Annotated in this window: 26 protein-coding genes; 14 read left to right on the top strand and 12 right to left on the bottom strand. The window is 63.3% G+C overall.

The window, feature by feature from the left end; all coding sequences use genetic code 11:
- Nucleotides 1-136 precede the first annotated feature (136 nt).
- Nucleotides 137-535 (top strand): lysozyme inhibitor LprI family protein, encoded by a 399-nt coding sequence (locus tag AC6H34_RS19670; protein WP_497539827.1) that lies wholly within the window; start codon nt 137-139, stop codon nt 533-535.
- A 31-nt stretch (nt 536-566) separates the two neighbouring features.
- Nucleotides 567-869: an MliC family protein gene (locus tag AC6H34_RS19665; RefSeq protein ID WP_497539826.1), complete on the top strand. Its 303-nt coding sequence runs from the start codon at nt 567-569 to the stop codon at nt 867-869.
- Here the strand turns inward: AC6H34_RS19665 and AC6H34_RS19660 are convergent.
- The 3 genes from AC6H34_RS19660 to AC6H34_RS19650 all read right to left on the bottom strand — a co-directional run bounded on the left by AC6H34_RS19660 (nt 866) and on the right by AC6H34_RS19650 (nt 5105).
- Entirely contained in the window at nt 866-1624 is a 759-nt protein-coding gene (locus AC6H34_RS19660; RefSeq protein WP_448148237.1) for a bestrophin-like domain, read from the bottom strand. The genes AC6H34_RS19665 and AC6H34_RS19660 overlap by 4 nt on opposite strands.
- Nucleotides 1625-1984: 360 nt before the next feature.
- Nucleotides 1985-3082, bottom strand: coding sequence for a TRAP transporter substrate-binding protein (locus AC6H34_RS19655; RefSeq protein ID WP_448148238.1), 1098 nt, complete (start codon nt 3080-3082; stop codon nt 1985-1987).
- 115 nt (nt 3083-3197) lie between these two features.
- Nucleotides 3198-5105, bottom strand: a complete 1908-nt coding sequence (locus AC6H34_RS19650) for an ABCB family ABC transporter ATP-binding protein/permease (protein WP_497539825.1) — start codon at nt 5103-5105, stop codon at nt 3198-3200.
- A gap of 288 nt (nt 5106-5393) precedes the next feature.
- Here AC6H34_RS19650 and AC6H34_RS19645 point away from each other — a divergent pair.
- A protein-coding gene (locus AC6H34_RS19645; protein ID WP_497538130.1) for an IS5 family transposase occupies nt 5394-6154 on the top strand; the annotation gives its coding sequence in 2 pieces (ribosomal slippage) (nt 5394-5721 and nt 5721-6154; 762 coding nt in all).
- Nucleotides 6155-6335: 181 nt separating this feature from the next.
- On the opposite strand, the gene AC6H34_RS19640 is transcribed toward AC6H34_RS19645, so the two are convergent.
- A complete protein-coding gene (locus AC6H34_RS19640; protein ID WP_497539824.1) occupies nt 6336-8078 on the bottom strand; it encodes a LysM peptidoglycan-binding domain-containing protein in 1743 nt (580 codons plus the stop codon).
- A 166-nt stretch (nt 8079-8244) separates the two neighbouring features.
- On the opposite strand from AC6H34_RS19640, the gene AC6H34_RS19635 reads away from it, so the two are divergent.
- Complete coding sequence (locus AC6H34_RS19635; RefSeq protein ID WP_497539823.1) at nt 8245-8817, top strand: hypothetical protein; 573 nt, start codon at nt 8245-8247, stop codon at nt 8815-8817.
- A gap of 32 nt (nt 8818-8849) precedes the next feature.
- On the top strand, nt 8850-9452 hold the full coding sequence (locus tag AC6H34_RS19630) for an LOG family protein (protein ID WP_448148242.1): 603 nt from the start codon (nt 8850-8852) through the stop codon (nt 9450-9452).
- 20 nt (nt 9453-9472) lie between these two features.
- Here the strand turns inward: AC6H34_RS19630 and AC6H34_RS19625 are convergent, their stop codons facing one another.
- A complete protein-coding gene (locus tag AC6H34_RS19625) occupies nt 9473-9877 on the bottom strand; it encodes a hypothetical protein (protein ID WP_497539822.1) in 405 nt (134 codons plus the stop codon).
- A gap of 209 nt (nt 9878-10086) precedes the next feature.
- Here AC6H34_RS19625 and AC6H34_RS19620 point away from each other — a divergent pair, with 209 nt between their 5' ends.
- Complete coding sequence (locus tag AC6H34_RS19620; protein ID WP_497539821.1) at nt 10087-10674, top strand: YceI family protein; 588 nt, start codon at nt 10087-10089, stop codon at nt 10672-10674.
- Here the strand turns inward: AC6H34_RS19620 and dhaL are convergent.
- Both dhaL and AC6H34_RS19610 read right to left on the bottom strand, forming a co-directional pair.
- Entirely contained in the window at nt 10664-11305 is a 642-nt protein-coding gene (dhaL, locus tag AC6H34_RS19615) for a dihydroxyacetone kinase subunit DhaL (RefSeq protein ID WP_497539820.1), read from the bottom strand. The genes AC6H34_RS19620 and dhaL overlap by 11 nt on opposite strands.
- Nucleotides 11306-11352: 47 nt before the next feature.
- The gene (locus AC6H34_RS19610; RefSeq protein WP_448151310.1) at nt 11353-12360 is read right to left on the bottom strand and encodes a dihydroxyacetone kinase subunit DhaK; all 1008 of its coding nucleotides are present in this window, start codon (nt 12358-12360) and stop codon (nt 11353-11355) included.
- Nucleotides 12361-12874: 514 nt separating this feature from the next.
- Here AC6H34_RS19610 and AC6H34_RS19605 point away from each other — a divergent pair.
- The 7 genes from AC6H34_RS19605 (at nt 12875) to AC6H34_RS19575 (ending at nt 19626) form a co-directional block, all read left to right on the top strand.
- Nucleotides 12875-14359, top strand: a complete 1485-nt coding sequence (locus AC6H34_RS19605; RefSeq protein ID WP_448148246.1) for an ABC transporter substrate-binding protein — start codon at nt 12875-12877, stop codon at nt 14357-14359.
- A gap of 110 nt (nt 14360-14469) precedes the next feature.
- Nucleotides 14470-15396 (top strand): carbohydrate ABC transporter permease, encoded by a 927-nt coding sequence (locus AC6H34_RS19600; RefSeq protein WP_448148247.1) that lies wholly within the window; start codon nt 14470-14472, stop codon nt 15394-15396.
- A complete protein-coding gene (locus AC6H34_RS19595; RefSeq protein WP_497539819.1) occupies nt 15393-16226 on the top strand; it encodes a carbohydrate ABC transporter permease in 834 nt (277 codons plus the stop codon). Before AC6H34_RS19600 ends, AC6H34_RS19595 begins: the two co-directional genes overlap by 4 nt.
- Nucleotide 16227: 1 nt before the next feature.
- Complete coding sequence (locus AC6H34_RS19590) at nt 16228-16512, top strand: hypothetical protein (protein WP_497539818.1); 285 nt, start codon at nt 16228-16230, stop codon at nt 16510-16512.
- On the top strand, nt 16512-17585 hold the full coding sequence (locus AC6H34_RS19585; protein WP_497539817.1) for an ABC transporter ATP-binding protein: 1074 nt from the start codon (nt 16512-16514) through the stop codon (nt 17583-17585). The genes AC6H34_RS19590 and AC6H34_RS19585 overlap by 1 nt, the downstream gene beginning before the upstream one ends.
- A gap of 7 nt (nt 17586-17592) precedes the next feature.
- Nucleotides 17593-18660: an ABC transporter ATP-binding protein gene (locus AC6H34_RS19580; protein ID WP_497539816.1), complete on the top strand. Its 1068-nt coding sequence runs from the start codon at nt 17593-17595 to the stop codon at nt 18658-18660.
- A 21-nt stretch (nt 18661-18681) separates the two neighbouring features.
- Nucleotides 18682-19626 carry a carbohydrate kinase family protein gene (locus AC6H34_RS19575; RefSeq protein ID WP_497539815.1) on the top strand — a complete coding sequence of 315 codons (945 nt, stop codon included), beginning with the start codon at nt 18682-18684 and terminating at the stop codon, nt 19624-19626.
- A 63-nt stretch (nt 19627-19689) separates the two neighbouring features.
- Here the strand turns inward: AC6H34_RS19575 and cimA are convergent, their stop codons facing one another.
- The 3 genes from cimA to cysS are packed head-to-tail and all read right to left on the bottom strand — an operon-like array spanning nt 19690 to nt 23236.
- Nucleotides 19690-21288: a citramalate synthase gene (cimA, locus tag AC6H34_RS19570; protein WP_497539814.1), complete on the bottom strand. Its 1599-nt coding sequence runs from the start codon at nt 21286-21288 to the stop codon at nt 19690-19692.
- Nucleotides 21285-21794 carry a GNAT family N-acetyltransferase gene (locus tag AC6H34_RS19565; protein WP_448148254.1) on the bottom strand — a complete coding sequence of 170 codons (510 nt, stop codon included), beginning with the start codon at nt 21792-21794 and terminating at the stop codon, nt 21285-21287. Before AC6H34_RS19565 ends, cimA begins: the two co-directional genes overlap by 4 nt.
- The gene (cysS, locus tag AC6H34_RS19560; RefSeq protein ID WP_497539813.1) at nt 21794-23236 is read right to left on the bottom strand and encodes a cysteine--tRNA ligase; all 1443 of its coding nucleotides are present in this window, start codon (nt 23234-23236) and stop codon (nt 21794-21796) included. Before cysS ends, AC6H34_RS19565 begins: the two co-directional genes overlap by 1 nt.
- Nucleotides 23237-23563: 327 nt before the next feature.
- Here cysS and AC6H34_RS19555 point away from each other — a divergent pair, with 327 nt between their 5' ends.
- Nucleotides 23564-23863 (top strand): hypothetical protein, encoded by a 300-nt coding sequence (locus tag AC6H34_RS19555; RefSeq protein WP_497539812.1) that lies wholly within the window; start codon nt 23564-23566, stop codon nt 23861-23863.
- 78 nt (nt 23864-23941) lie between these two features.
- On the opposite strand, the gene AC6H34_RS19550 is transcribed toward AC6H34_RS19555, so the two are convergent.
- Nucleotides 23942-24457 (bottom strand): CreA family protein, encoded by a 516-nt coding sequence (locus AC6H34_RS19550; protein ID WP_448148257.1) that lies wholly within the window; start codon nt 24455-24457, stop codon nt 23942-23944.
- Between the two features lie 110 nt (nt 24458-24567).
- Nucleotides 24568-25896: a glutamate--tRNA ligase gene (gene gltX, locus AC6H34_RS19545; RefSeq protein WP_497539811.1), complete on the bottom strand. Its 1329-nt coding sequence runs from the start codon at nt 25894-25896 to the stop codon at nt 24568-24570.
- Nucleotides 25897-25945 lie beyond the last annotated feature (49 nt).

Below are 25945 nucleotides of genomic sequence, written 5' to 3'. Positions count from 1 at the left end.
ACGATAGCATTATAAAAATTCATAAATTTCGATGCGTATGGGATCTACTGATGCAAACACATTTCATGTCTGTGAAAATTGAGCGCGCGAGAGAATACTGCTAGGAGTCGCATGGCTTGGAAATTCGGAGCACTCGATGCTGATTGGAAAAGTACATCGCCGCGCCGATTTCGCCTTGGTCGGTTGCGTCGTCGTCGCGCTCGTCCTGGGCGGGCTGATGGTAACCGCATCGTCTGCCAGAGCCGCCGAATACGCACCCATCGACTGCTCGAAAGCCACCCTGCCGACGGAACAGACCATCTGCCACGACTATGCCCTCGGTCAAAGTGAAGCGCGCATGGCGACTCTCTTCGGCATCGTGACATCCCTTGTGGCGATGGGCCAGCGTGGCGACACTGGCGATGCCCAACGCCAATGGCTGAAAAGTCGCGATCAGTGCGGGACGGACGTGGCTTGCATCTCGAAGGCCTACAAGGATCGCATTCAGGTGCTCGCTACGGCGATGGACAACGTCGCTTCGCATGGTCCGTTCTAGAGATCGTACGAGGCGGGAATCGGAGGCAGGCATGAAACGGGGTCTTCTCTTCCTGGCGGCGTCGGCCCTCCTTCTCCACGGCTCGGCGGCGTGGGCAGGTCCGAACGTGCGCTATCGCTGCTCGGACGGCACGAGGATTACAGCCGTCTTCGACAACAGCGGCACGGGCAGCGTCACCCTGACGTTCGGCCGAGGCACACCCTCACTCACGTTGCCCCAGGCCATGTCGGCGGATGGTGGCCGCTACACGGATCAGGCCACGGAGTTCTGGATCAAGGGTCGCGGCGCTAAGCTGACACGCGGCGGCAAGGCCGTGACCTGCAACGCGCGCTAGTGACCGGCGCCGACCTCGGCGGCAGCCGCGCGCAGCGGTTCGATCGAGACGCGGATGAGACCGCTGGTCGGGGAGCCAAGTTCCAGGATCATGAACACACCACCAGAAATCGCCAAGGCGCACAGCAGGAGGACGATGATCACCGTCGCGTTCTTGGGCGCGAACAGGCCGAAGCTGGCGAAGAGCAATGCCAGCCAGAAGATCAGCAAGACGAGGAAAGAAGCCGGGATCGCGATGCCGGTCTTCTCGACGAGCAGCCAGCGGGCATCCGAGATGGCCTGTAGTATCGACATCGCCTGCGAAGCGATGAGCCGCTCCCGCTCCGTCGCAGGAGCAATGCTGGAGATCTGATCCTCTATGCCCTCGAGTTCCCTCAGCATCTCGATATCGTCGTGCGCGGAGCGGCCCGGGATTGAAAGTTCCGCAACCTTGGCATCGGCATAAGCCTTGAGCGCGGAACGGATACTCCCCGTACCGGTGCCGTATCGCAACAATGCACGGTCGAGCTTGACGATATTGATCGCCAGGCTGTCGATGGCATCGGAGCGTACCTTGAACGAATTGCTGGCGCTGGTGATCATCAGACTGAGTACGAGAGCTGCCATGGTGCCCACGACAGCCATCGACACGGACACGGCCGTACGCGTCTCGGAACTGAGATGCGGTTGGGGCAGGCGTTGAGCAACGGCGACACCAGCCAGCGCACTGCAAAAAATGGCCAGGAAGGACGCAAGGCTGATCCAGATCGCGCTCATCGATTGTCATTCCACGACGTCAAAGACGAGACAAAGTACTTAATTCAATACTCATAAAACGTTGCATGGGAACTGGATCTGAATTCTGCGTTCCCTGCATAATCCCATGTTCATCCGTACAAGAACCTGAGTCTACGGGGAGAGCACCATGGTCCTTAAACAGAACGCACGACAAAAGACAGGGAAATCGGTGCCCATGGAACGATGAAGGCTTCCCCTCGGACGGATCATGTCTGATTGGAGTTATCGGGAATTCGATTGGGCAGGAGCCGGGAAGAGCAGTTGCCACGGCAAGGAGCCTCGCGGTCGCGACAGCCCTGCCCGACCATGGTTGCGCAAGATATCGGCGACAACCCGTTCTCAGCCCGCCTTTGGATAGCTGTAATCGAGCAGCCGCATATTGGCGTAGCCCTGGTCGCCGATGCGCGTCCACAGCAGGGTCTCCTGCCGGAAGGCCAGGTAGGAGGTGGCGATGCGCTTTGTGAGGTCGTCGCCATTGTCGATCATGCCCGCCAGCACCTCGCCGCTCGCCGTGCCGAAGGCCTTGTAGATCTCATCCGGGAACTGCTTGAGCACCACGCCCTGCTGGGTCACGGCCTGCGCGATCGCGGTGGGGGAACGGGCGTTGTACTCCGCCAGCGAGCGGGAGTTTTCCTCCGTGCAGGCCGCCTCGACCGCAACCCGGAGCGTGGGCGGCAGTTCATCGAATTTGCTACGGTTGATCTGGAGCTGCAGCGCGGCGCAGGGCTCCTGGAAGCCGGGCCAGTAACAGAATTTCGCTGCATTCTGGAAACCGAAGGAAAGATCGTTCACCGGCCCCATGAATTCGGCTGCATCGAGGTCGCCCGATTGCAGCTTGGGCATGATCTGGGAGCCAGGCATCAGCATCTGGTTGACGCCGAGCCTGGCGAGCGCCTGCCCCGCCAGGCCGCCTATGCGGAAACGCAGCCCCTTGAGATCGTCGACCGTATTGATCTCCCTTCGGAACCAGCCACCAAGCCGCGCGCCCGTATTGCCCGCAGCAAAGGCACGGATACCGAAATGCTCTCCGAGTTCGTCCCACAACACACGCCCGCCGCCCGCATAGATCCAGGCATTGTACTCCTGGGCCATCAGGCCGAAGGGAATGGCGGAGAAGAAGGCGAAGGCCGGCGACTTCGACAGATAGTAGGCCGACATGTCATGCGACATCTCGGCATCTCCCGACATCACCGCCGTCATGTTCTGGTCGACGGGAACGAGTTCGCCTGCCCCATAGAGCTTGACTGTGAGCTGACCCTGCGTGAGCAGACCGATGCGATCGGCCAGGCGCTGCGCGCCCGTGCCCGCCCCCGCCAGCCCCTTGGGCCACGCTGTGATCATGCGCCACTCGATGAGGTTCTGGGCCAGGGCAGGAGCGGCGAGGACGCTGGCGGTAGCGGCAGCGGCTCCGGCGAGAAAACGGCGGCGGGTCGACATGATCGGTCCTTCACAGGCGGGGCGGCGCCCCCAGCGTCCGTGAATAAACAGGCCCGAAGATGAACTGGCGATGAAGGCCGCCGACACGGCGGCTGAATGCTGGCACCCCCTGGGATCACCCCGCTATCGCGTCGCGATAGGCGGGCGAGCCTTCATCCTGTGTACGCTGGAGTTTCTCGCGCGCCTCGTCCGCCTCGCGCTGGCGATTCCACATGCCGGCATAGATACCGCCTCGCGACAGAAGTTCCTCGTGATTGCCGCGTTCGACGATCACGCCCTTGTCCAGCACGATGATCTCGTCCGCATGCACCACGGTGGACAAGCGGTGTGCGATCACCAGGGTGGTGCGATTCTGCGAGATGCGCTCCAGGGCGTCCTGGATCTCCATCTCGGTATAGGAGTCGAGCGCCGAAGTCGCCTCGTCCAGCACCAGCACCGGCGGCCCCTTGAGAATGGTGCGCGCGATGGCGACACGCTGCTTCTCGCCGCCGGAGAGCTTCAGGCCGCGCTCGCCCACCTCCGTCTCATAGCCCTTGGGCATTCGGCGGATGAAGGTGTCGATCTGCGCAAGGCCCGCCGCCTCCTCGACCTCGGCATCGGTCGCGTCCCAGCGGCCATAGCGGATGTTGTAGCGGATGGTGTCGTTGAACAGCACGGTGTCCTGCGGAACCATGCCGATGGCCGCGCGCAACGATTTCTGCGTCACGTCGCGAACATCCTGGCCGTCGATCAGCACCCGCCCCCCATTGACGTCGTAGAAGCGGAAGAGGAGGCGCGAAATGGTCGATTTGCCGGCGCCCGACGGACCGACGATCGCCACCGTCGCGCCCGGCGCGACATCGAAGGACAGGCCTTGAAGGATCGGCCGGTCCGGGTCGTAGTTGAACACCACATTGTCGAAGGTCACACGCCCCTCGCTGACCCGCAGCGCCTTGGCGTCCGGCTTGTCCTGTACCTCGGCGTCCCTGTCGAGGAGTTCGAACATGGTTTCGATATCGGTGATGCCCTGCTTGATCTCGCGATAGGCGAACCCAAGGAAATTGAGCGGCGTGGCGAGCTGCAGCCACATCACGTTGAGGAGTGCGATGTCGCCGACCGTGTTGGTTCCATTTGCGACCCCCAGGCCCGCGAGGAGCAGGGAAGCGAGCATGCCGAGCGTGAAGATCACGCCCTGGCCGATGTTCAGCCAGGTCAGGGTCATGTAGGTGCGGATCGCCGACTTCTCGTAGGAGGCCATGGCGCGGTCGTAGCGCGCGATCTCGCGATCCTCGTTCGAGAAATACTTCACCGTTTCGTAGTTCAGCAGGCTGTCGATCGCCTTCTGGTTCGCATCGGTGTCGGAATCGTTCATCTCCCGGCGAATGCTGATACGCCAGTCCGTCGCCTTGACGGTGAACCAGACATAGATGGCCGTCGTGAGCAGCACGATGGTGGAATGCCGCCAGTCGAACTGCACCAGCAGCATGCCGAGATAGAACAGCAGGCCGAAGATGGTCGGCAGGATGTTGATGGTGGCGAACCGTACGATGTTCTCGATGCCGGTGCGCCCGCGGTCGATCACGCGCGAAAGGCCGCCGGTCTTGCGCTCGAGATGGTAGCGCAGGCTGAGATTGTGGATGTGTTCGAAGGTCTCGAGGGCCAGCTGCCGCACGGCGTGCATGAAGACGGGCGCAAAAAGTCCGTCCTTCCACTGCGAGATCGCGGTGCTCACCACGCGCGAGAGGCCGTAGGCCAGGAGCATCGTCAGCGGGAGGCCCGCGAGGACCACCGCCAGCGTGTGGCCGGACAGCGTCTTGCCGCCGCCGAGCGCCGCCAGTCCGTCCGTTGCCCATTTCAGCGTATAGGGGATGATGAGGTTGATGAAATTGGTCAGCAGCAGGAGGACGAAGGCCCAGACCACGCGCATGCGCAGATCGGGCCGATCCTTGGGCCACATATAGGGCCACATCTGCTTCATCGTGTGGATAAAGGCGCCCTGGTCAGCGCTTATGCGCTTTGGAGCGGCTGAAGTTTCGGAAGGCATGAACGGGCTTTCGGCAAGGGAGCGTGCACCGGCTCCCGGCTGCGAGGATTTCCTGGAAATGTCGCTGCGTAGTTAGGTCTCTATCGAAGCGACTGCAAGCGTCTCGCATTGAAATCGGTTTTGGACAGCCTCATCGGGAAAGGCCTTGAGTCGCGTCTGAGGAGCCGCCTTGAAAATCGTGCGGCGCCCAACGTCCTGCGCAGCACTAGGCTGTAGTGACAATTTAAGGGCTTTGGGATTCCCAGGAGAGCGCAAATCAGATTCAAAGCTATCTTTTGGAGGAGAGCTTTGGAAGGCGAGGTTTTGCGAGACGATCAATGGGAGCGGATCCGGCCCTTTGTTCCCGGCGGACGCAGGGGCAAGCGTGGCCCGCGCAGCGATGGTCGCCGTTTCTTCGATGCTCTTTTGTGGCTAGCGCGGTCAGGTGGGCGTTGGCGTGATCTGCCGGAGCGGTTCGGTCCGTATCAGAGGGCTAAGCGGCGCTATTATCGTTGGATCGAGGCAGGTGTCTTCGATCGCTTGTTTGAAGCCGCGGCCGAATATCCTGACCTGGAGTGGGTGGCTATCGATGCCACCGTTATCCGGGCGCAGGCCCAGGCCGCTGGTGCGCGGCGTAAAAGGGGGGATCTGAAGCCCAGGCTCTCGGCCGCTCGCGAGGGGGGGTTGGCACCAAACTCCATGTTGTCGTAGATGCACTGGGACTGCCCGTGCGCTTCGAGATCGGCCCTGGCCAGCAGAATGACATGGCGCCAGCCTGCGACTTGATCCAGGGCCTGCCGGCAAGTCAGGTGATCGCCGACCGGGCCTATGATGCCGATCGGCTGCACGACATTATTCTCGACCAGGGCGGCGAGCCTGTCATTCCGCCCCGCCGCCACCGCAAGTACCAGCACCGCTACGACAAGATTGCCTATAAGAACCGCTGGGGCATTGAAGGCTTCTTCGCCAAACTCAAACAATGGCGGCGCATTGCAACCCGATACGACAAACGGGCCGAAAACTTCCTCGGCTTCGTCAAAATCGCCAGCATCATGCTATGGCTCAAATGATTAATTTGTCACCACAGCCTAGCCCTCTTCCGCTGCAAATCGAAAAAGAAGCCGGCCATCGACAGGTTTGAGAGTCGACGCCCGCAACGGCACCATCCGTGTATCTTCCAGCCCCGGCTCATGACCTTAGGTCAGGCTTCGAGGACCGCATAGGCCTCCCGCCCGGCAGCGGACGCTCGCCTTACGGCACCTTCTTATCCGGCATCACAAAGATCTGGCCGGGATAGATCAGATTGGGATTGCGGATCTGGCCGGTATTGGCGTCGTAGATCCAGGTGTAGCGGATGCCCTGCCCGTAGATCTTGCGCGAAATGCGCCAGAGATTGTCCCCCTGCACGATCGTCGTGGTGCGGATCTCAGGGACGACGGCCACGGAAGGCGGCGGCGTCGCCCCGGTCGGCTTGGCATCGCCGACCTGCACGGACTGGTTGCCTGGCGCGGCCTGCGTGGCAGCGGCCGGCGTCGTCGCGGTCGAAAGGGCCGAGTTGGCCTGATCGGATGGCGCGGGCGTCATGCCTTGAGCCGGCACGCCCGTCGCGGCAGATCTCACCGCACCAGTGGCTCCACCGTCCGCGCCGGAGGCAACCGGAGCGCCCATCGTGGTGGCGGCGCCCGGTGCTTCCACGCTGGCGGGCTGGGCCTGCTGGGGCGTGGCCGACCCCGGAACACCGCCCGTTGCCACCGGCGTCGACCCGGCGGCTGGCGCCGTGACACCGGGAGTGGCGGACTTGCCGGGCGACGTGGCGGCAGCGACCACGGCCGGCGTGGATGCCGAGGCCGTCTTTTCCGCCATGGCGAACGGCACCTCCGCGCGGGTCAGCACCTGGCCCGAACCGCTGGCGATGTCATCCACGCGTACCTTGTAGTCTCCTGGCGACATGCCCTTCTCGATGGTCATGCCGAAGCTGCCGTCCTTGGCCGCAGTCACCGTGGCCACCAGCGTGTCGTTGAGATAGATGCGCAACGAAGCACCCGGTTCGGCCATCCCGGTAACGAAGAAGCGGCCTCTCTCGTCGGCCTCGACGGTCCGGATCGATGCGTTCGCCCGCGTGGGCGTGTTGGCCGCATCGGCCTTGGGCGTGCTCGGGGTGGGCTCGGAGGGATTGGCCACGGTGGCGCCGTTGCCGGATGGCAACGCCTCCGTCGGCGGTGCCGCGGCTACTTGCGAATTGGCAACGGGCTTGCCGCCAGGGGGCGCGGCATCGGTCAACACCTTGGAAGGCTGGTCCGGCGTGTTGAGGACGATCACCACCTCCTCGCCGGGCTGCTCAGGCACACGCACCGAAACCGTCTGCTCGGACTGCGCCACGCGTCCGTCCGGCGAGGTCGTACGCAAGGTCAGTTCGCAAGGCCCCTTGGGCAGGGTGGGAGGCACGATGGCCCACTGGCCGCCGACATCGGCGACCGCCCGGGCATAGGTATTGCCGTTGCGCAGCAGTTCCACAGTCGCGCCCGGCGCCGCCCGTCCGGCAATAACGGCATCGCCGCCGGGCTCGATGCGCGCGACATCGAAGGTCGGCACAACCTGGTTCTTGGCAGCCTTGCTCCCCGCAGGGGTGGCAGCAGTATCGGATGCAGGCTTGCCAGCGTTCACCTGCGCAGCCGGCTTCGAACCGTCCTGCGCCGTGGAATCGGGCTTGGATGCATCGGACTTGGGAGCGGACGGCTGGCCGGCCACCTGTTTTTCCGTCACGGATTGTGTCGCTTGTGACGCGGGAACTGCCGGCGCAGCGCCATCCGGAGGCGTCGACGGCTTGCTCGAGGCAAGAGGGGTCGCTGGCTGGTTGCCGGGCGCAGCATTCGTCTGGGGGGCTGGCTGCGTGGTGGCGGCCGGTTCCCGCACCAGCACGCTGTAAAGCGTGCCGACGCTCACAACGCTCGCCGCGCCCACAATTCCCGCAAGACTCTTCCAGCCCACTGCCATCACGCACTCCCGATGCAAGCACGCGCATCGAAACGATTGGTGTCACGCCCGGTGCCGCACCGCAAGTGCATCGACGACATACGCCCGCGGACTGCCCGCACCAGTTCTCTGCAAATTCGCAACTCGCAGCTTCGCATAAAAATATCGCGAGCGGCGAGGCTTACCTATGACCTACTTTATCGTTGGTAATCAACGTGTTGTTTTGAAAGTGACAGTTTTTTATTTCCCTGTCCCTGCTCTTTGCTGCTCGCAGGCACCGAATTCCGTTTCCTCATGGGAACTGCGGGCTTCAGATATCGGTTCCCGCATAGCAGCAAAGCTCCACCTCGCCATTTCGATCTCGGCATTTCGACAAGTTGCCGGCCGATTTCGGACTGTTTCTACCCTTGATGGTCACAGATCGGAAAAGTCTTCCCCCTCGATGCCGATCTCACTCGCCCACGTGTCGTCATCAGAAGAAGCGGCGTCCTCTACGGTAGAACCCGCCGGGTTCTCAAAACTCGTTCGGGGCGCGGCAGAATACAGGGAAACATGTTTGCTTGCCGTTATTATGGCGGCCATGCCGGAAACGCCTTTCGCGCCGAAATCATGCGGTAAGGAGACGCTTCCATGCCTGGACGAACTCGGACGCCGGGTTGTTCCGGCTCCCAGGTTTCACCGCATCGACCACCCGCCCGCCTTCCCCGCAGCCGGCGGCGGCGCATCTCCTGTTTGTCGACGGCCCGTCCGTCGGGCTTGACCGGAAACATGCTGCGTTGCAAAACCGAAGGCATGACAAAGCTAAGATCGATTTGCGTCTATTGCGGCTCAGGCAATGGCAACCGTCCTTCCTATGTCGCTGGCGCGCAGCGCCTCGGTGCGGACATGGCGGCAGGCGGCATCCGCCTCGTCTACGGCGGCGGCGATGTCGGCCTGATGGGCACCGTCGCCCGCTCCGTCATCGACAATGGCGGCACCGTCACCGGCATCATCCCCACCTTTCTGCAGCGCCGAGAGCGCATGCTGACCGCTGTGGAGGAACTCATCGTCACCAAGGACATGCATGAGCGCAAGCGATTGATGTTCGAGCGTGCCGATGCCTTCGTCGCCCTCCCCGGCGGTGTCGGGACGTTGGAGGAACTGGTCGAGCAGCTGACCTGGGCCCAACTCGGCCAGCACAAGAAGCCGATCCTTCTCGTCAACATCGACGGCTTCTGGACACGCTTCCTCGAGATCCTGGACCACATGCGCAAGGAAGGCTTCATCCGCCCGGAGACCGCGGTCGACGTACTCGTTGCGGACAGGGCCGAGGATGTCGTGCCGATGATCAAGGCGGCGATCGAAAAGATCAGCCAGGCCGAGATGGAGCTGCACATCGCGCCGGAGACGCTGTAGGTCCTCGAAGGCGCCGCGCGTCAACACTTGCGGAAGTAGCGATAGATGTCCGGCGCCGACATCCATTTGAAGTCCGGCGCAAGCCCGCCCCGAGCATCGATCCAGCCGCGGATGTCCGGTGCGTACCCCCGCCAGAGCACCGCCGTCATCTCCGGGCGGCGGGCCGCATGGAACCCGAAGCGTGCCTGGGGCGTCACGCAGATGCGTCGGCGTGGCACATATCCGAGCAGCACCGTGCATGCCGATTGGCAAGGCCCGACGATCCGTACGTCGACGCCGCGAGCTGCCAGCCTCTGCCAGCGCTGCGCATAAACAGCCACGCTGCCGCCGTGATCGTCGAACACATCGATCGTCTCGGCGGCGGCCCTGTCTATACACGCCGATGCCGCGAGAAACATGCAAGGCAGGATCAGTTTTCCCAGCATTACCGCCTCCTGGCTCCAGACGCCGGCACCCCCCTTGCCGAAAAGGCCGCCGGCATCAAGCCACGAACAGCCATGCCTGTGAACCAACCCCGGGTTGCCTTACCGCTCGTCCATGTTCCCGGTCCACAAAACGCCTCGCTCCATCGAATAAAAGCAGCTTTGCGCGTGTTTCCTTCATTCCACGGCTTTGACGCGAGCATGGAATGCCCATGAAGCTTGTCACTTCCTCCCTCGCGGCGGCAGCCCTCATGGCCGGGTCTGTCCCACTCTCTTCGGCCACTGCCGCCGACCTCTACCAGCTCGATCCCGAACACACCCAGATCATCTTCACTATTGATCACCTCGGTTATTCCCGCATCACCGGCACCTTCCACGATATCAAGGGCACTCTGACGCTTGACGAAAAGCAGCCCGAAAAGAGCAGCGTGGAAGTGACAATCGGAGCCGCCAGCATCGACACAGGTTCGGCCACGCGCGACGAGGATTTGCGCTCGGCCGACTATTTCGATGTCGCGAAATTCCCGGCCCTGACGTTCCGAAGCACGAGGACAAGGAGGCGAAGCTCGAGCAGCGCCGACGTCGTCGGAGATCTCTCGCTGCTGGGGATATCCAGGCCGGTCACGCTGAGGGTCGCCTTGAATCGCATCGCGCCCGATTTCCTGAGGGGGAACGAGACGGTCGCCGGCTTCACGGCCTCCGCCAGCCTTCGCCGCTCGGACTACGGAATGAAGGCATTCCTGCCGATGATCGGCGACAAGGTCGACATCACCATCAACGCCGAGGCGATCAGGCAGTAGCGCTGCCTGCGATCGCCGCGAGGATGATCACGGCCGACGCGGCACCCGGATCGACATGACCGAGGGCGCGTTCGCCAAGGCGCGAAGCCCGCCCCTTGGAGGCGAGCATCGCCTTCGTCGCCTCGGTTCCCTCCTCGGCCGCCTTCACCGCCGCTTCCAGGCAGGCCTGCAGAGACTGCCCCTCCTCCGCGGCCGCGCGAATGGCTTCCGCCGCCGGCAACCAGGCATCCACCATCGTCTTTTCGCCGCGTTCGGCCTTGCCTCGATCTTGGATGCCCTGGGCCATCGCGGCAACGGCCGCCACCATGGCGTCCCGGTCCAGGCTGGTCCTCCCCTTCACGGCCGCCCCGGCACGCATGAAGGCGGTTGCGTACAGGGGGCCGGAGGAGGCGCCCACCGCATTGAGGAAGGACTTCGCCGCGGTGTTGAAGACCTGGGTCGGCTCTGTTCCGGCGGGATCGAGGTTTGCGAGCGCCTCGGTTACAGCGCCGAAGCCGATATCCATGGTGACGCCGTGGTCCGCATCGCCGATCACGCCGTCGAGTTCCGACAGGCGTTCCTTGTTGGCTTCGATCGCCCCGGCAATGGTCGTGAACATGCGGATCAGCTTGTCGGTGGTGAACTCGGTCATAGGCCTCGGTCCGGTATCAGGCACATTCTGGTTTCGTGGGCGGCGGTTCAGCCTACACGGAACATGGCACACTCGCAGGGGTGATCCAGAAGCTCGGTCAGTTCCTCGTCGAGCGCGACGAGGGTGACGGAAGCCCCCGCCATTTCCAGGGAGGTGCAGTAGTTGCCGACCCAGGTAGCGTGCACGCCTATTCCCTTGTTCGCCAGGCGCTGATGCACGCGACGGCTGATGACATAGAGTTCCATCAACGGCGTCGACCCCAGCGAATTGATTAGTACCGCCACCTTGCCGCCCTCGCGAACCGGCAACTCGGCGAAGATGCGCTCCATCATGTCGTCCGTCACCTCATCGGCGCTGCGCAACGGCTCGCGGGCGACCCCCGGCTCGCCGTGGATACCCATGCCGATCTCCATCTCATTTTCGCCGATCTCGAAATTGTGCTTCAGCGTATGTGGCAGGGAGCAGGGAGAGAGCGCCACACCCATGGTGAAGGTATGATCATTGGCCTTGCGCGCCGCGCGTTCGCATTCGTCCAGCGACCACATCCTGTCGCAGGCCGCACCGGCGATCTTGAAGATGAAGAAGTTGCCGGCAACGCCGCGCCGCTTGGACTTCTGGTCGATGGGCGCGGAGGCCACGTCGTCCGTGGTGAGCACAGTGCGCACCTCGATGTCGTCCATCGCCGCCATTTCGGCCGCCATGTCGAAATTCATCACGTCGCCGGCGTAGTTGCCATACATGAAGAGCACGCCCGCCCCGCCGCTGGCCGCCTTGGCGCATTCCAGGATCGGATCCGGCGGAGGCGAAGCAAAGACGTTGCCGACGGCACAGGCATCCGCCAGCCCCTTGCCGACGAAGCCGAGAAACGTCGGTTCATGGCCGGAGCCGCCCCCGATCACCAGACCGACCTTGCCCTCGCGCGGTCCCGTCACCGCCACGACGGAACGAGGGCTGCCTGGCACCTGCCTGACATGGCCCGGGTGGGACCGGACCACGCCTTCCAGCATCTCCTCGATGATATTCTTTGGATCGTTGATGAGCTTCTTCGTGCGCACCCGTGTTTCTCCCATGCCGTGAATATCCTCTCGCGCCCGCTTCGCTCAGACACCGCGTGAGAGGCCTGTTATCTTCGTCCCGGGAAATGACAAGCCGAAACTTTCGTTCACGGCGTTGCGGACCATGGCGCCACTCAGGCTCGGAGATCGGCCGACGGGGCCGGTTGACCGTGGTACCCGCATGGGCGCCCCATGAAGCACCCGGCAAGATATGGCAGTCATCGCTGCAACAGCGTTTGTAGTGTCTCCATGGTGATCACGGCGCCGGAGGGCCCGGAGCCACGAAACATCACGGAAATGCTGTGGGAAGGCTGTATATTGCCCCCTCATGTGCTCCGCCCCGAAAACTGTGCCATTTGGACATCTTGACATTTGTTGTACATGATTTGAATTATGTCGCAATACCAACCGGACAGCACTGATTGCCCGAAGAAGGCAAGAGTGTGAAACTCGGAAATAAGGGCCGAAAAGGCCAACGGAAACGCCAGGCAAATAAGCCACTGAGGAGGAACTGATGACTAGACCTTCGGGTACGGTACCGGGCCTTGTATTGCCACGTCGCACCCTGTTGAAGGGCGCTGCGGCCCTCGGCCTGTCGGGAGCGCTGGGAGCTCCCTTCATCAACCGCCTCAAGGCGGCTGAGGCCCACCCCCTCGCGGGCAAGAAGATCGAGATGAACATCCTCGGCATCGCGGGCTGGCTGCCCTCGTCGCTGGGCGTCAAGATGTCCCCGCTCTTCGCCGACTACGTGAAGGAGAAATACGGGTACGACGTGACCTTCGGCTTCGCCGAGGCGCCCTTCTCCGACCTCTTCCAGAAGGCCGCGACCTCGCTCGCCACCAAGAGCCAGGAATTCAACATCATCATTTCCGACAGCCAGTGGCTGGGCGCCCTCGCCAAGCCCGGCTGGATCCTCAAGCTCAACGACATCATCGCCAAGAACAAGAACCTGCAGCTCGACTGGTATTCCGACACGGTGGTGAACACCTATATGCGCTATCCTGACGGCAGCCAGGACATCTGGGGCCTGCCGCAGGAGGGCGACACCAAGGCGTTGTATGTCCGCAAGGACCTGGTGGAGGATCCCAAGGAGCAGGAGGCCTTCAAGGCCAAGTACGGCATCAAGCTCCCCTCGACGTTCGAGGACTACGAGAACCTCAGCGCCGACGACTACGAGAAGGTGATGGAGTTCTTCACGCGCCCCGACAAGGGGCTCTGGGGCGCCGCCTGGCAGTACAGCCGCGTCTACGATTTCTGCACCTGTCCGCTCTTCTCGATCATGTGGAGCTCCGGCGGCGAAATCTGGGACGCCAAGACGGGACAGGTCGAGGGCGTGCTCAACACCGATGGCAATGCCAAGGCGATGGAGCGCATGAAGTCCTGGCTGAAATACATGCCGCCGGGCGCCACCAATTTCGGCATCGCCGAGGAAATCGACGTGTGGACGCAGGGCAAGGTGGCCACCTGCCTGCAATGGGCTGCCGTCGGCCTCGCCATGATCACGCCGGAGAACAAGGACAAGGTGCTCGTCGTGCCGCCGCCAAAGTTCGGCAAGGCCGGAGAGGACAAGCGCATCTATTGCATGGGCGGCCAGCCCTGGGTGATCAACGCCTTCAACGACGAAGCCAAGATGCGCGTGGCCGTCGACTTCATGAACTGGTGGTACCTGCCGGAGACGGCTAAGGAATACGCCAAGCGCGGCGGCAATCCCTGCGACAAGGCCACCCTCTCGAAGGCCGACTTCGACACCGTCAACCCCTGGAACCGCGCCTACAAGTTCATGCTCGAGCCGGGCCGGTCGCAGGACTTCTGGCATGACCCGAAATATTCGGAGATGCTCGCCATCCAGCAGGAGGGTTTCACCTCCTACATGACGGGCCAGAGCGCCGATGCCAGGAAGGTGCTGGACTACATCGCCTGCCAGCAGCAGCAGATTCTCTTTGATGCCGGCACGACGAAGACGCAGCCTTCCGACATCTGCGGCAGCACGTCCCTCTGAGACATGCCCGGCCGCGCCGGGCAACCTCATCGTTTCCGGCGCTGCGGGCAGCAGCGCCGGCCCCTTTCTGGTCCAGCGCTCCAGGCGGGCGCCGCAGCCGAAGGATACCGATGTCCCAATCATCCCGCGCCCCGGTCCGCCGGCGCCTCCTCGATGATCGACGTATATTGATCGCTGTCCTGCTGGCGCCGGTACTGGCTTTCTTCGTCGTGTTCAACACCATTCCGACGCTGTGGCTGATGGGGCTCTCCTTCTACAATTATTCCCTCACCAGCGGTGCCCCGCCCGAATTCGTCGGCTTCCGCAACTTCCTGCAGATCTTCGGCAATCGGAACGGCATCTGGTTCGACCTCGCCCGCACCTTCTCCTTCGTGGGTCTGGGGGTCGGCATCCAGACCGTGATCGGCGCCGTTCTCGGCTTCCTGTTCTGGGGTTCGAAAGCGATGCCGGGGCGGCGGCTCGCCCTCACCCTGCTCTTCGCGCCCATGGTGCTGACGCCGGTGGCGACGGGTACGTTCTTCCGCTTCATATACGATCCCACGTTCGGCGTGCTCAACGCGCTCCTGAACGGGCTGTTCGGTACGGCCCCGATCAACTTCCTGGGTGATCCCGCAACCGCCTATTGGGCGGTACTGGCGGTGGATTGCTGGATGTGGATCCCTTTCATGACGCTGATGACCCTCGCCGCCCTCGGCTCCGTCCCTCGCGCCGAGCTCGAGGCCGCGGAGATCGACCGCATTCCCTGGCCGCGACGCCTCAATCTGATCATCTGGCACCACGGCAAGTTCATCCTGATGCTGGGCGTCCTGCTGCGCACCATCGACAGCTTCAAGACGCTCGACCTGATCATCCCCATGACCAAGGGTGGCCCCGGCCAGCAGACCCGCCTCGTCGCCCTCGAACTCAACAAGCAGGCCTTCGAGAGCTTCAACATGGGCTGGTCGTCGGCCTATTCGGTCCTGCTCCTGCTCATCTCGATCGCCATGACCTCCGTCTTCATCTTCGTGCTCAACCTGCGCAGGCGGAGGCAGTCATGAGAGCGGGAAAGCTGCGCGAATATCTCTACTATGCCCTGCTCTGGCTGATCTCGCTGTTCTTCGCGGCCCCGATCGGCTGGATCGTGCTGTCCTCCTTCAAGACGCGAGACGACATCCTGGCGGTGCCGCCGAGGCTCCTTTTCACGCCGACGCTCGAAAACTACATCGACCTGTTCAGCCGCCAGTCGCTCCTGCTGCAGTTGTCCAACTCCGTCGTGCTGTCGCTGGTGGCCGTCGTGCTGGCGGTGACGGTGTCGTTCCTTGCGGCCTTCTGCTTTTCGCGCTTCCGACCCAAGGGCACCGACTTCCTGATGTTCCTGCTGCTGTCGATCCGCATGTTGCCCGGACCCGCCGTCATCCTGCCCGTCTACCTGATGTATGCGGGCTTCGGCTGGAAGGACAACCACTTCTGGCTGGCGCTCTTCTACGCCATGTTCTCCATCCCCTTCTCGGTCTGGATTCTGAAGGGATTCCTCGACAGCGTATCCATCCGTTTCGACGAGACGGGCATCGTCAACGGTGGCTCCTGGTTTCACATCATCTTCAGAGTGGTATTGCCCCAGGTGAAGCCTGGCCTCATCGCGGCTTTCATCTTCAATCTCATCTTCGTGTGGAACGAATTCCTCTTCAATTTCATCATCGGCGGCGTTTCGACACAGAACATTCCCTATGCACTGGCGGTGGGCACATATTCGGACGGCGGCCTGAACTGGACCTTCATTTCCTCGTTGACGACCATCTACGTCATTCCGCCGATCCTGTTCATCTACGTCTTCCAGAAATATCTCCTGGTCGGCATGACCTTCGGCACCGTTCGAGGAGAGGTTTGAGATGAAGCTGATCAGCTCATTCCCGGAACGGCTGGAACGCGTGCTGATCGTAGGCATGCTGTTGGGCATCGCGCTCATCGCGCAGCGCTACAATCTGATCCTGTTCAAGGCCGGGCTTGCAGTACTCGTCGTCTCCACACTGCTGCAGATCGCCGTCGGCAACGTCCCGAAATCGGCTTCCATAGGCCGCAGCCTCGCATTGATCGTCCTGTTCCTCGGCATCATCGCGCTCGTATTCGTCATCGGCATAGTGCTGGTGCCCACACTGTCTCAGTTGGGGCGGTGATGTCGGCGATCTCGTTCCAATCCATCACGAAAGCCTATCGGGGCCGGAATGCGCTCGACGCGCTGACCCTCGATGTCGAACCGCAGAGCTTCACCGTCGTCTGCGGGCCGTCCAAGGCCGGCAAGTCCGTGCTGTTCCGCCTGCTCGTGGGCCTGGAGGCTCCCGATTCCGGGCGAATTCTGCTGGCCGGCAATGACATCACCAACCTGACGGCCGCCCAGCGCTCGATCGGCTATGTACCGCAGAGCTTCGCCCTCTATCCCCACCTCACCGTCTACCAGAACGTGGCCTATCCGCTGACGCTCGCCCGGGCGCCACGTGAAGAAATCGCGCGCCGGGTGGACCGGGCCGCGGGGATCCTGTCGATCGGACATCTCCTGACCAAGACCCCAGACCAGCTTTCCGGAGGCGAGAAGCAGCGTGTCGCCGTGGCCAGGGGCCTACTCAAGGATGCCGATGTCTTCGTCCTCGACGACCCGCTCGTCGGCCTCGACTACAAGCTGCGCGAGCGCCTGATGGACGAATTGAAGGCCTTGCGGGAAGACCTGAAGGCGACGTTTCTCTATGCCACCTCGGATTCGCTGGAAGCGCTCACCATGGCCCAGCGCATCGCGGTCCTCGACCAAGGACGCCTGATCGAGCATGAGGAAGCAACGCAGCTTTATCACGACCCCAGGCATGTCAGGTCCCTGGATCTCATCGGCTTTCCCCAGGCGAACCTGCTCGAAGGCAGCCTGGAGGGAACGACGTTGAGAGCGGGGCCGCTCCGCCTAGCACTCTCCTCCCCACCATCCGCCCACCGGCTGCTCGTCGGAATCCGACCGGAAGCGCTCAAGCTCGGTGCCGCGGGAGCCATCCGCTTCGAGGGACGGGTGAGGCTGGTCGAAAACCTGGGCGGCGAGGCGGTGGTCTATGTCGATGCCGAAGGGCAATCGTTCACGCTCAGCTTCCCTCTTTCAGGCCGGGCTCCCCCAGCCTTCGACGAGATCGTGGCGCTGTCGGCCGACCCGGCGACGCTCATGCTGTTCGACGCCGCGAGCGGGCGTCGGATCGCCTTTCAACCCGCGACGTGAGGCAGGCATGACCGAGATCGTCATCGATCACATCCTCAAGCGCTTCGGCGCCTTCACCGCCGTCGATGATATTGCCATGCGCTTCGCGGACGGAGAGGTCGCTTGTCTTCTCGGCCCGTCCGGTTGCGGCAAGACCACACTCATGCGCATCATAGCGGGGCTCGAAGCGCCGACATCCGGCCGCATCCTCTTCGGCGGGCGGGACGTCACCGACCTGCCGCCGCGCAAGCGCAATGTCGGGATGGTCTTCCAGTATCCGGTGATGTATCCGACACTGTCGGTCGCCGAGAACATCGCCTTGCCGCTGCGCTACGATCGCGCCGTTTCGTCGGTCGAGCGGGACAGGCGGGTCGATGAGGTGCTCGACGTCCTCGACATCCGCGGGCTGGCGGGTGCGTTCATCGAGGAACTCGATGCAGGCAACCGGCAGAAGGTCGCGGTCGGCCGTGCCGTCGCGCGGCAATCGGAGATCGTGCTGTTCGACGAGCCGACGACCAATGTGGAGGTCAAGGCCAAGCTGGCACTGATCCGTGCCTTCAAGGCGGTTACCCAGCGCCTGCGCCAGACCATCGTCTACGTCACCCACGACCAGACCGAAGCGATGACGCTCGCCGATCGCATCGCCCTGATGAAGAGCGGCAAGATCATGCAGTATGACCGGCCGCAGCAGCTCTACAACCAGCCCACCACCGAATTCGGCGGCTGGTTCCTCGGCAATCCTGGCATGAACTTCGTGCCGGCCTCGGCGGAGCAGGGACGGATAACCTCGGTCATCCTGGCCGAGCCGCTGGCGGCTCCTGCCGGTCTGCCTCAGGGAGCCGGCCTCACCATCGGCATACGTCCCGAACTGGTCCGCATGACCGGTGCGGCCGGCCCGCAGACAGTCGAGGCCCTGCTGGTGGATCAGGCCATCGGTATCGCCGGGCGCTACCTCACCAAGGCGCGCATCGGCGACGTGCTCGTCAAGGTCAACACGGAGGGCATTCCTCCAGCCGGAGTGGGCCAGAAGGTCCACCTTTCCGTGCCTCGCGAAGATCTCATGATCTTCGCCGACGGGTCACGTGTCGGCATCTGACATCCCACAAGAGAGGCTTGCATGCGCTACGACGTTTCCGTCATCGGGCTCTATATCCTCGACATTCTCGGCAGGCCCATCAGCCGCATTCCCGATCGCGGCAATGTCGAGTTCATCGATGAGATCCGTTTGACCGTCGCGGGCACAGCCGGCGGGACCGTGGTCGATACCGCCAAGCTCGGGCTCCGGAGCCTTGCGGTCGGGGCCGTCGGCGACGACGAGAAAGCCGATTTCGTGCTTGCGACCCTCGCCAAATTCGGCATCGACGTCTCGGCCATGCAGCGTCTGCCCGGCGTGCCCACCTCGGCCACCATCCTCAACGTCCGGCCCAATGGTGAGCGCCCGGCCCTTCATGTGCGCGGCGCTTCCGATCACTTCGACGTGCCGTCCAGCCTCTACGACCAGGTCTTCGACGCGCCGATCGTGCATCTCGGCGGGACGGGCCTCCTGCGCACGCTCGACGGCGAGAGGAGCCGCATATTGCTGGAGGAAGCCAAGCGGCGCGGACGCACGGTGACTTTCGATCTCATCGCCGCGACCGCGCAGACGGCCGGACTTGTGCTGCCGCTGCTGCCCTTCATCGATTACTTCATGCCCTCGATCGAGGAGGCGCGCGACATGTCGGGCAGGACCTCCGTGGAGGACTGCGCGTCCTTCTATCTCGATGCGGGCGCGGCCTGCTGCGTGTTTACGCTCGGGGGCGAAGGGGCCTTCTACGCGCACCGGGACGGCACGCGCCTCAAAGTTCCCGCCTACGATATCGAGGTCGTGGACACCACGGGTTGCGGCGATGCCTTCGATGCCGGATTCATCGCCGCCCTCCACCACCGCATGGATCCGGAGAAGGCCGTGCGCTTTGCCCAGGCTGCGGCCGGCCTTGTCGCCACCGGCCTCGGCTCGGATGCCGGCATCCGGTCCTTCGAGCACACCACGGCACAGATGGAAGGCTGGCGGACGAAGGCCTGAGGGAAGAGGCGGACTTTCGAGGGGAGTCCTACGACGCCTGTGGTCCCCGGTGAGGCGGAAGTCCTATGCTTCCGCCCCCGACTTGAGGAGCTTGTAGGTCATCGAATCCGTCAATGCCTGGAAGGAAGCGTCGATGATGTTGTCGGAGACGCCCACCGTGCTCCAGCGCTCGCCGGTCTTGTCCTGGAACTCGATCAGCACGCGCGTGACGGCATCCGAACCGCCCTGGAAGACGCGGACCTTGTAGTCCACCAGCCTCAGATCCTCGATATAGGACTGGTACTTGCCGAGATCCTTGCGCAGCGCGATGTCTAGGGCGTTGACCGGTCCCTGTCCTTCGGCAGCGGAGATCAGTTCCTCCTCGCCCACCTTCACCTTGACGATGGCTTCGGAGTAGCTGCCGAGTTCGCCCCTGGCGTTCCATCGCCGCTCCACATTCACGCTGAAGCGCTCGATGAAGAAGAATTCGGGCACGGTTCCGAGCACGCGCTTGGCGAGCAGGAAGAAGGAGGCATCGGCGCCCTCATAGGCATAGCCCTGCGCTTCCTTGTCCTTGAGCGCGCCGAGAAGCCGGGACAGGCGAGGATCGTCCTTGTCGATCTCCAGGCCGAGGCGTTCGAGTTCGGCGAGGATGTTCGATTTGCCCGCCTGGTCGGATACCAGGAGCTTGCGCCTGTTCCCGACGCTCTCGGGCGCCACATGCTCATAGGTCGAGGGGTCCTTAACCACGGCCGAGGCATGGATGCCCGCCTTGGTGGCGAAAGCCGACGAACCGACATAGGGCGCGTGGTGATCCGGTGTGCGATTCAGCAATTCGTCCAGCTTGCGCGACACCCGGGTGAGCGTCTCGAGCCTCTGGGCATCGACCCCGATCTCGAAACGCCGGGCATAGTCGGGCTTGAGCAGGAGCGTCGGGATCAGCGAGGTGAGATTGGCGTTGCCGCAGCGCTCGCCAAGTCCGTTGAGCGTACCCTGGATCTGCCGCACGCCCGCGCGCACGGCCGCCAGTGAATTGGCGACCGCCTGTTCCGTGTCGTTATGGGCGTGAATGCCGAGATTGGCGCCGGGAATGACCTTTACCACGTCGCCGACGATGCGCTCGACCTCGTGGGGGAGCGTGCCGCCATTGGTGTCGCACAGGACCACCCAGCGCGCGCCCGCCTCGAACGCGGCCCTGGCGCAGGCAAGGGCATAGTCGGGATTGGCCTTGTACCCGTCGAAGAAATGCTCGCAGTCGAGCAGGACCTCGCGCCCGCGCGCCCGTGCGGTGGCGACGCTGTCGCGAATGGTATCGAGATTTTCCTCAAGGCTGACGCCGAGCGCTATGCGCACCTGCTGGTCCCAGCTCTTGGCGACGAAGCAGATCGCATCGGCCCTGGCATCCAGCAGGCTGGCGATGCCGGGATCGTTGGCGGCCGAGCGCCCCGCCCGCTTGGTCATTCCGAAGGCGGTAAACCGGGCTCTCAACCCATGATCCTGGCTGAACAGCTGCGTATCGAGCGGATTGGCGCCGGGATAGCCCCCTTCGATATAGTCGACGCCGAGATCGTCGAGCAGCCGGGCGATCGCCTGCTTGTCCGGCAGGGAGAAGTCGACACCCGTCGTCTGAGCCCCGTCACGCAGGGTCGTATCGAAGAGGTAGAGCCGGTCGCGCGTCGTCACGATGCCGCCCCCGGTGCCGCCGCCAGGGTTTTCTTCATCGTCGTGTTGCCGAGCCATTCGTCGCCGAGGGTCACGGTATTGCGGCGCTGCGCCGAAAACCCCCGCCTCTGGAAGAAATCGCGGGCGGTATCGCTGGCATCGACCGTCAATTCGGCGGCGCCACGCGCCTTGGCGAGTTGCTCGAGGGCATTGTAGAGCATGGCTGCCACGCCCTGCCCCGCCACGGCCGGATGAACGTAGAGGAGATCGACCAGTTCCTTGCCCTTGAGGGCAATGAAGCCGACCGGCGAACCATTGACCGTGGCGACAAGCGTGAGTGAGCCGGCGAGCCGGCGGCTCCAGGCATCCTCGTCATCGGCGGCGCTGGCCCAGGCCTCCTGCTGGCCTTCGGAATAATCGTCCCCGGTCAGCTCATGGATGCCCGCGCGGAAGATTTCCGCCAGCATAGGCGCATCGGCGGGCAGGAAGGGGCGGAGCCCTGCTTTCGGCATTGCCTGTTGTGCCATCAGACCTTCACCTCCCAGCTCGTCGTACCGTCCTTGTTGTCCTTCACCGCGATGTTGAGCTGAGCGAGCTCGTCCCGGATACGATCGGATTCCGGCCAGTTCCTGGCGGCGCGCGCAGACTTCCGGGCCTCGAGCAGCGTCTCCACCTGCGCCCTCAAGGCGTCGCTGACATGGGTGTCACCCTTCAGGGCAGCAGCGTCGACGCGAAAGCCGAGGAAAGCGAGCGTTGCCGCACGGTCGGCGGGATCGCCGAGCTGATGCAGGCGAGCCAGCACGGCGGGCGTGTTGAGATCGTCCGACAGCGCCTCGACGATGCCTGGATCCACGCTGCCGCCCTCGGGGGCGTCCTCGTACCACCGCAGCAGGGTCTGCTGGGCTTCAAGGAGGGCCTGCGCCGTCCAGTCGATCGGCTGGCGGTAATGAGTGCGCAGCATGGCGAGGCGGAGCACGTCGCCATGCCAGGCCCGTCCGCCGAACTTGTCGCTCGCCAGCAGTTCGCGGATGGTGATGAAGTTGCCGAGGCTCTTCGACATCTTCTCGCCCTCGACCTGCAGGAAGCCGTTGTGCATCCACACAGTCGCCATAACCGGCGTCCCGAAAGCACAGCAGCTCTGAGCGATCTCGTTCTCATGATGCGGAAAGACCAGATCGATGCCTCCGCCATGGATGTCGAAGACGTTGCGAGCCGGGTCGTCGCAGGCGAGGCCGCCCCCAAAAGGTATCAGAAGCTTGGCCATGGACATGGCCGAGCATTCGATATGCCAGCCGGGGCGCCCGGGGGTGGCGATGCCAGCGGGGCTCGGCCAGCCTGGTTGAGGGTCGTGCGAAGGCTTCCAGAGGACGAAATCCATCGGGTCGCGCTTGTAGGGCGCGACGTCGACGCGCGCGCCGGCCAGCATCTCGTCGAGGGAACGGCGTGCCAGCGAGCCATAGGGCGGCACATCGGCCAGCTTCTCCATGGCATGCACGGAGAACAGCACGTGTTCCTCGGCCACATAGGCGACGCCACGCGAGATGAGACGCTCGATGATCGCCTTCATCTCCGCGATATGGTCCGTCGCGCGAGGCTCAACCATCTGGGGAGGCTTGCCTTGCTGGTTGACCTGATCGGGCATGAGAACGCCTAGCGCCCGGATGTCCTTGTGGAACTGCGCCAGCGTCCCGTCGGTCAACTCGCGGATGGAAATACCGCGGTCGGCCGCCCTGTCGTTGATCTTGTCGTCGACATCGGTGACGTTCCGCGCGTAGGTCACATGCTCGGCGCCATGGAGATGACGCAGCAGGCGGAACAGCACGTCGAATACGATGATCGGACGCGCATTCCCGATATGGGCGAAGTCATAGACCGTCGGACCGCAGACATACATGCGCACATGATCGGGGTCGACCGGCTGGAAGTCGACCTTTGCGCGCGTGCGCGTATCGTAGAGCCTTAAAGTCATGCGTTCCCTGCCTCGGCTGACCAGGGGCGTCCGCGCTCAAGATTTTGGGCGAATGACGGCGCCAGCCAGCGTTCCTGCTAGCTGCAAATAACCCGCGAAAGGATGGCCGTCTTTGTCATGGCGGGACCAATGTGCCAAGCGGGCGCGGAAGTCAAGATGGCTGTCATTCCGGAAGGGCGCCCTTAACCCGCCATTAGTGATGCATGGCGGCAACATGGTTCCGCCAAACTTTCTCCACGTGGATTTACGGATGTTTAAAAGCGCACTGCGATGGTAGTGAGGCTCCGATATCGAACGGGGCAGCCCCGTTCATGAGCCAGTATTTCGATGAAACCGAGTACCATTTTCCTGTTCGCCGTCTCGCTGGCCTTCGCCACGCCGGCTTTTGCCCAGAATGTCGCATCCTTCGTCGTCGCCAATGACGATGGCTACGGCGTGGACACCTGCCTCGAAAGCGGCGCGGCCTGCGGCCAGCCGATCGCTACCGAATGGTGTGTCGCCAATGGCTACGCACGCGCCATCGATTATCGCCGGCAGAGCGAAGCCGATATCACGGGGTCGATCAACGGTCCCACCAAGGTTGCGGTCGCGCAGCCGCATGCGGTCGTCATCACCTGCGAGAAGTAGGATGCCGCGCCGGCTGAAAGGCCGGCACGTCTTTCCGGTCGCAGTCTTTCGTGTCGGCCCGAAGGCCGACACACCGGATCAATCCGTCACGAAATCCCCGCACTTAGCCGCTGGCTCGCCATTCCAAGGCATGATCGGCACCGAGGATGTCGAGTTTTTCGGCGATCCTTCGATCAGCTTGTCGCTATAGACGAGATAGACCAGCACATTGCGCTTGGCATCGCAGCCGCGCACCACCTGCATCTTCTTGAAGAAAAGCGAGCGTGACTGCCGATAGACGAGCGCGCCCTGCTCGAACTTGTCCTTGAACTTGATTGGCCCGATCTGGCGGCAGGCCAGCGAGATGTCCGAGACCTCCTCGGCCACGCCGAACATGCCCTTCAGACCGCCCTTTTCAGGCACGGTGAAGTGACAGGCGACACCCTCGACATCGGGATCGTCGATACCATAAACGGCGAGCTTGTCGTCCGGCGTGAGAAACTTCCACACCGTCGATTTCTTGAAGATGAGATCGGGATCCTGGCTTTGAGCCGGGGCGGGTGTCGCGGCCAGAACGGCGATAGCGGCCAGGCCGAAGAAGATCTTGCGCAGCATCCAGTGCCTCCTCGTCCGCTGCATATGGGATGGAAAGGCCGGTCGCGCCAGATGGACCACAATGGGCCGGACAGGCCCTGCCGTCTCTTCAGGGGCAGCACCCGCCGGGACTACCCCTTCAGCCGCGCCAGCACCTGCTCTCGCCCGATCAACGGCAGCAGGCCCTTCAACTCCGGCCCATGGTCGAGCCCCGTCAGCGCGCGGCGCAGCGGCATGAACAGCGCCTTGCCCTTCGCCCCCGTCTCGGCCTTGACCGCATCGGTCCAGGCGCTCCAGGTGGTCTCGTCCCAGGGCACAGGTGGCAGAACGGCAGCGGCCTTGGCCAGGAAAGCGACATCCTCTGCCCCGCCTGCGACCGGACCGGTCACCACCTCCCACCAGCCCTTTGCATCGGCAAGCTTTACGATGTTGCTGCGCACCGCCTGCCAGAATGCCTCGCCACCGCCGACACCAAGGGCAGCAAGGCGCTCCGCAACCTCCCCATAGGGCGTCTCGTGGAGGAGGCGTGCATTCAGTACCTCGATCTCAGCGGGATCAAAGCGCGCGGGTGCCCGAGAGATACGGGAAAGATCGACCAGCCTCGCGAGTTCTCCGAGCGTCCCGATGGGGCGCACGGCCTCGGAGGTGCCCGTGAGCAGGGCGAGGCTCGAAACCGCCATCGGTTCGAACCCTTCCTCGCGCAGGGAGCGGATCGAGAGCGCGCCGCTGCGCTTGGAGAGTCCCTCTCCGCTCATGGTCGTGAGCAGGTTGTGATGGGCGAAGGCCGGCACCGCGCCACCGAGCGCCTGGAAGATCTCAATCTGGACGGCGGTGTTGGTGACGTGATCCTCGCCGCGGATGATCTCCGTCACGCCGAGATCGATGTCGTCGATCACCGATGTCACCGTGTAGAGATAGCTGCCGTCGGCGCGCACCAGCACGGGATCGGACAGCGAACTGGTGTCGACATGGGCAGGACCACGCACGCCATCGGCCCATTCCACCCTGCGATGGTTGAGCAGGAAGCGCCAGTGCGGCCGTCGCCCCTCGGCTTCGAAGGCCGCCTTCTGGGCGTCGCTCAGCTTGAGGGCGGCGCGATCATAGATCGGCGGCAATCCCCGTGCCTTCTGAAGGGCGCGGCGGCGATCGAGCTCCTCTTCGGTCTCGTAGCAGGGATAGAGGCGAGCGGCGTCCCGCAGCTTGGCGGTCGCCGCATCATAGAGGGGCAGCCGGTCGGACTGACGCACCACGATATCCGGCGTCATGCCGAGCCAGGCCAGGTCTTCTTTGATCGCATCTGCATATTCACGCCGCGAGCGGGCGGTGTCGGTATCGTCGTAGCGGAGAATGAATTGGCCGCCGTCGCGCTTGGCCACGCACCAGTTCAACAGCGCGGTGCGGATGTTGCCGATATGGATGTAACCGGTGGGAGAGGGCGCGAAGCGGACGACGGGCGGCATAACTGGCCTTCGAATTGACGAAACGGTGTCTCCTATACCCCAGCGATTC

This window comes from Labrys sp. ALF-8 (genome assembly GCF_059699065.1).
Note: the sequence above shows the minus strand (reverse complement) of the source record. Positions and strands in the feature narration are given on the sequence as shown.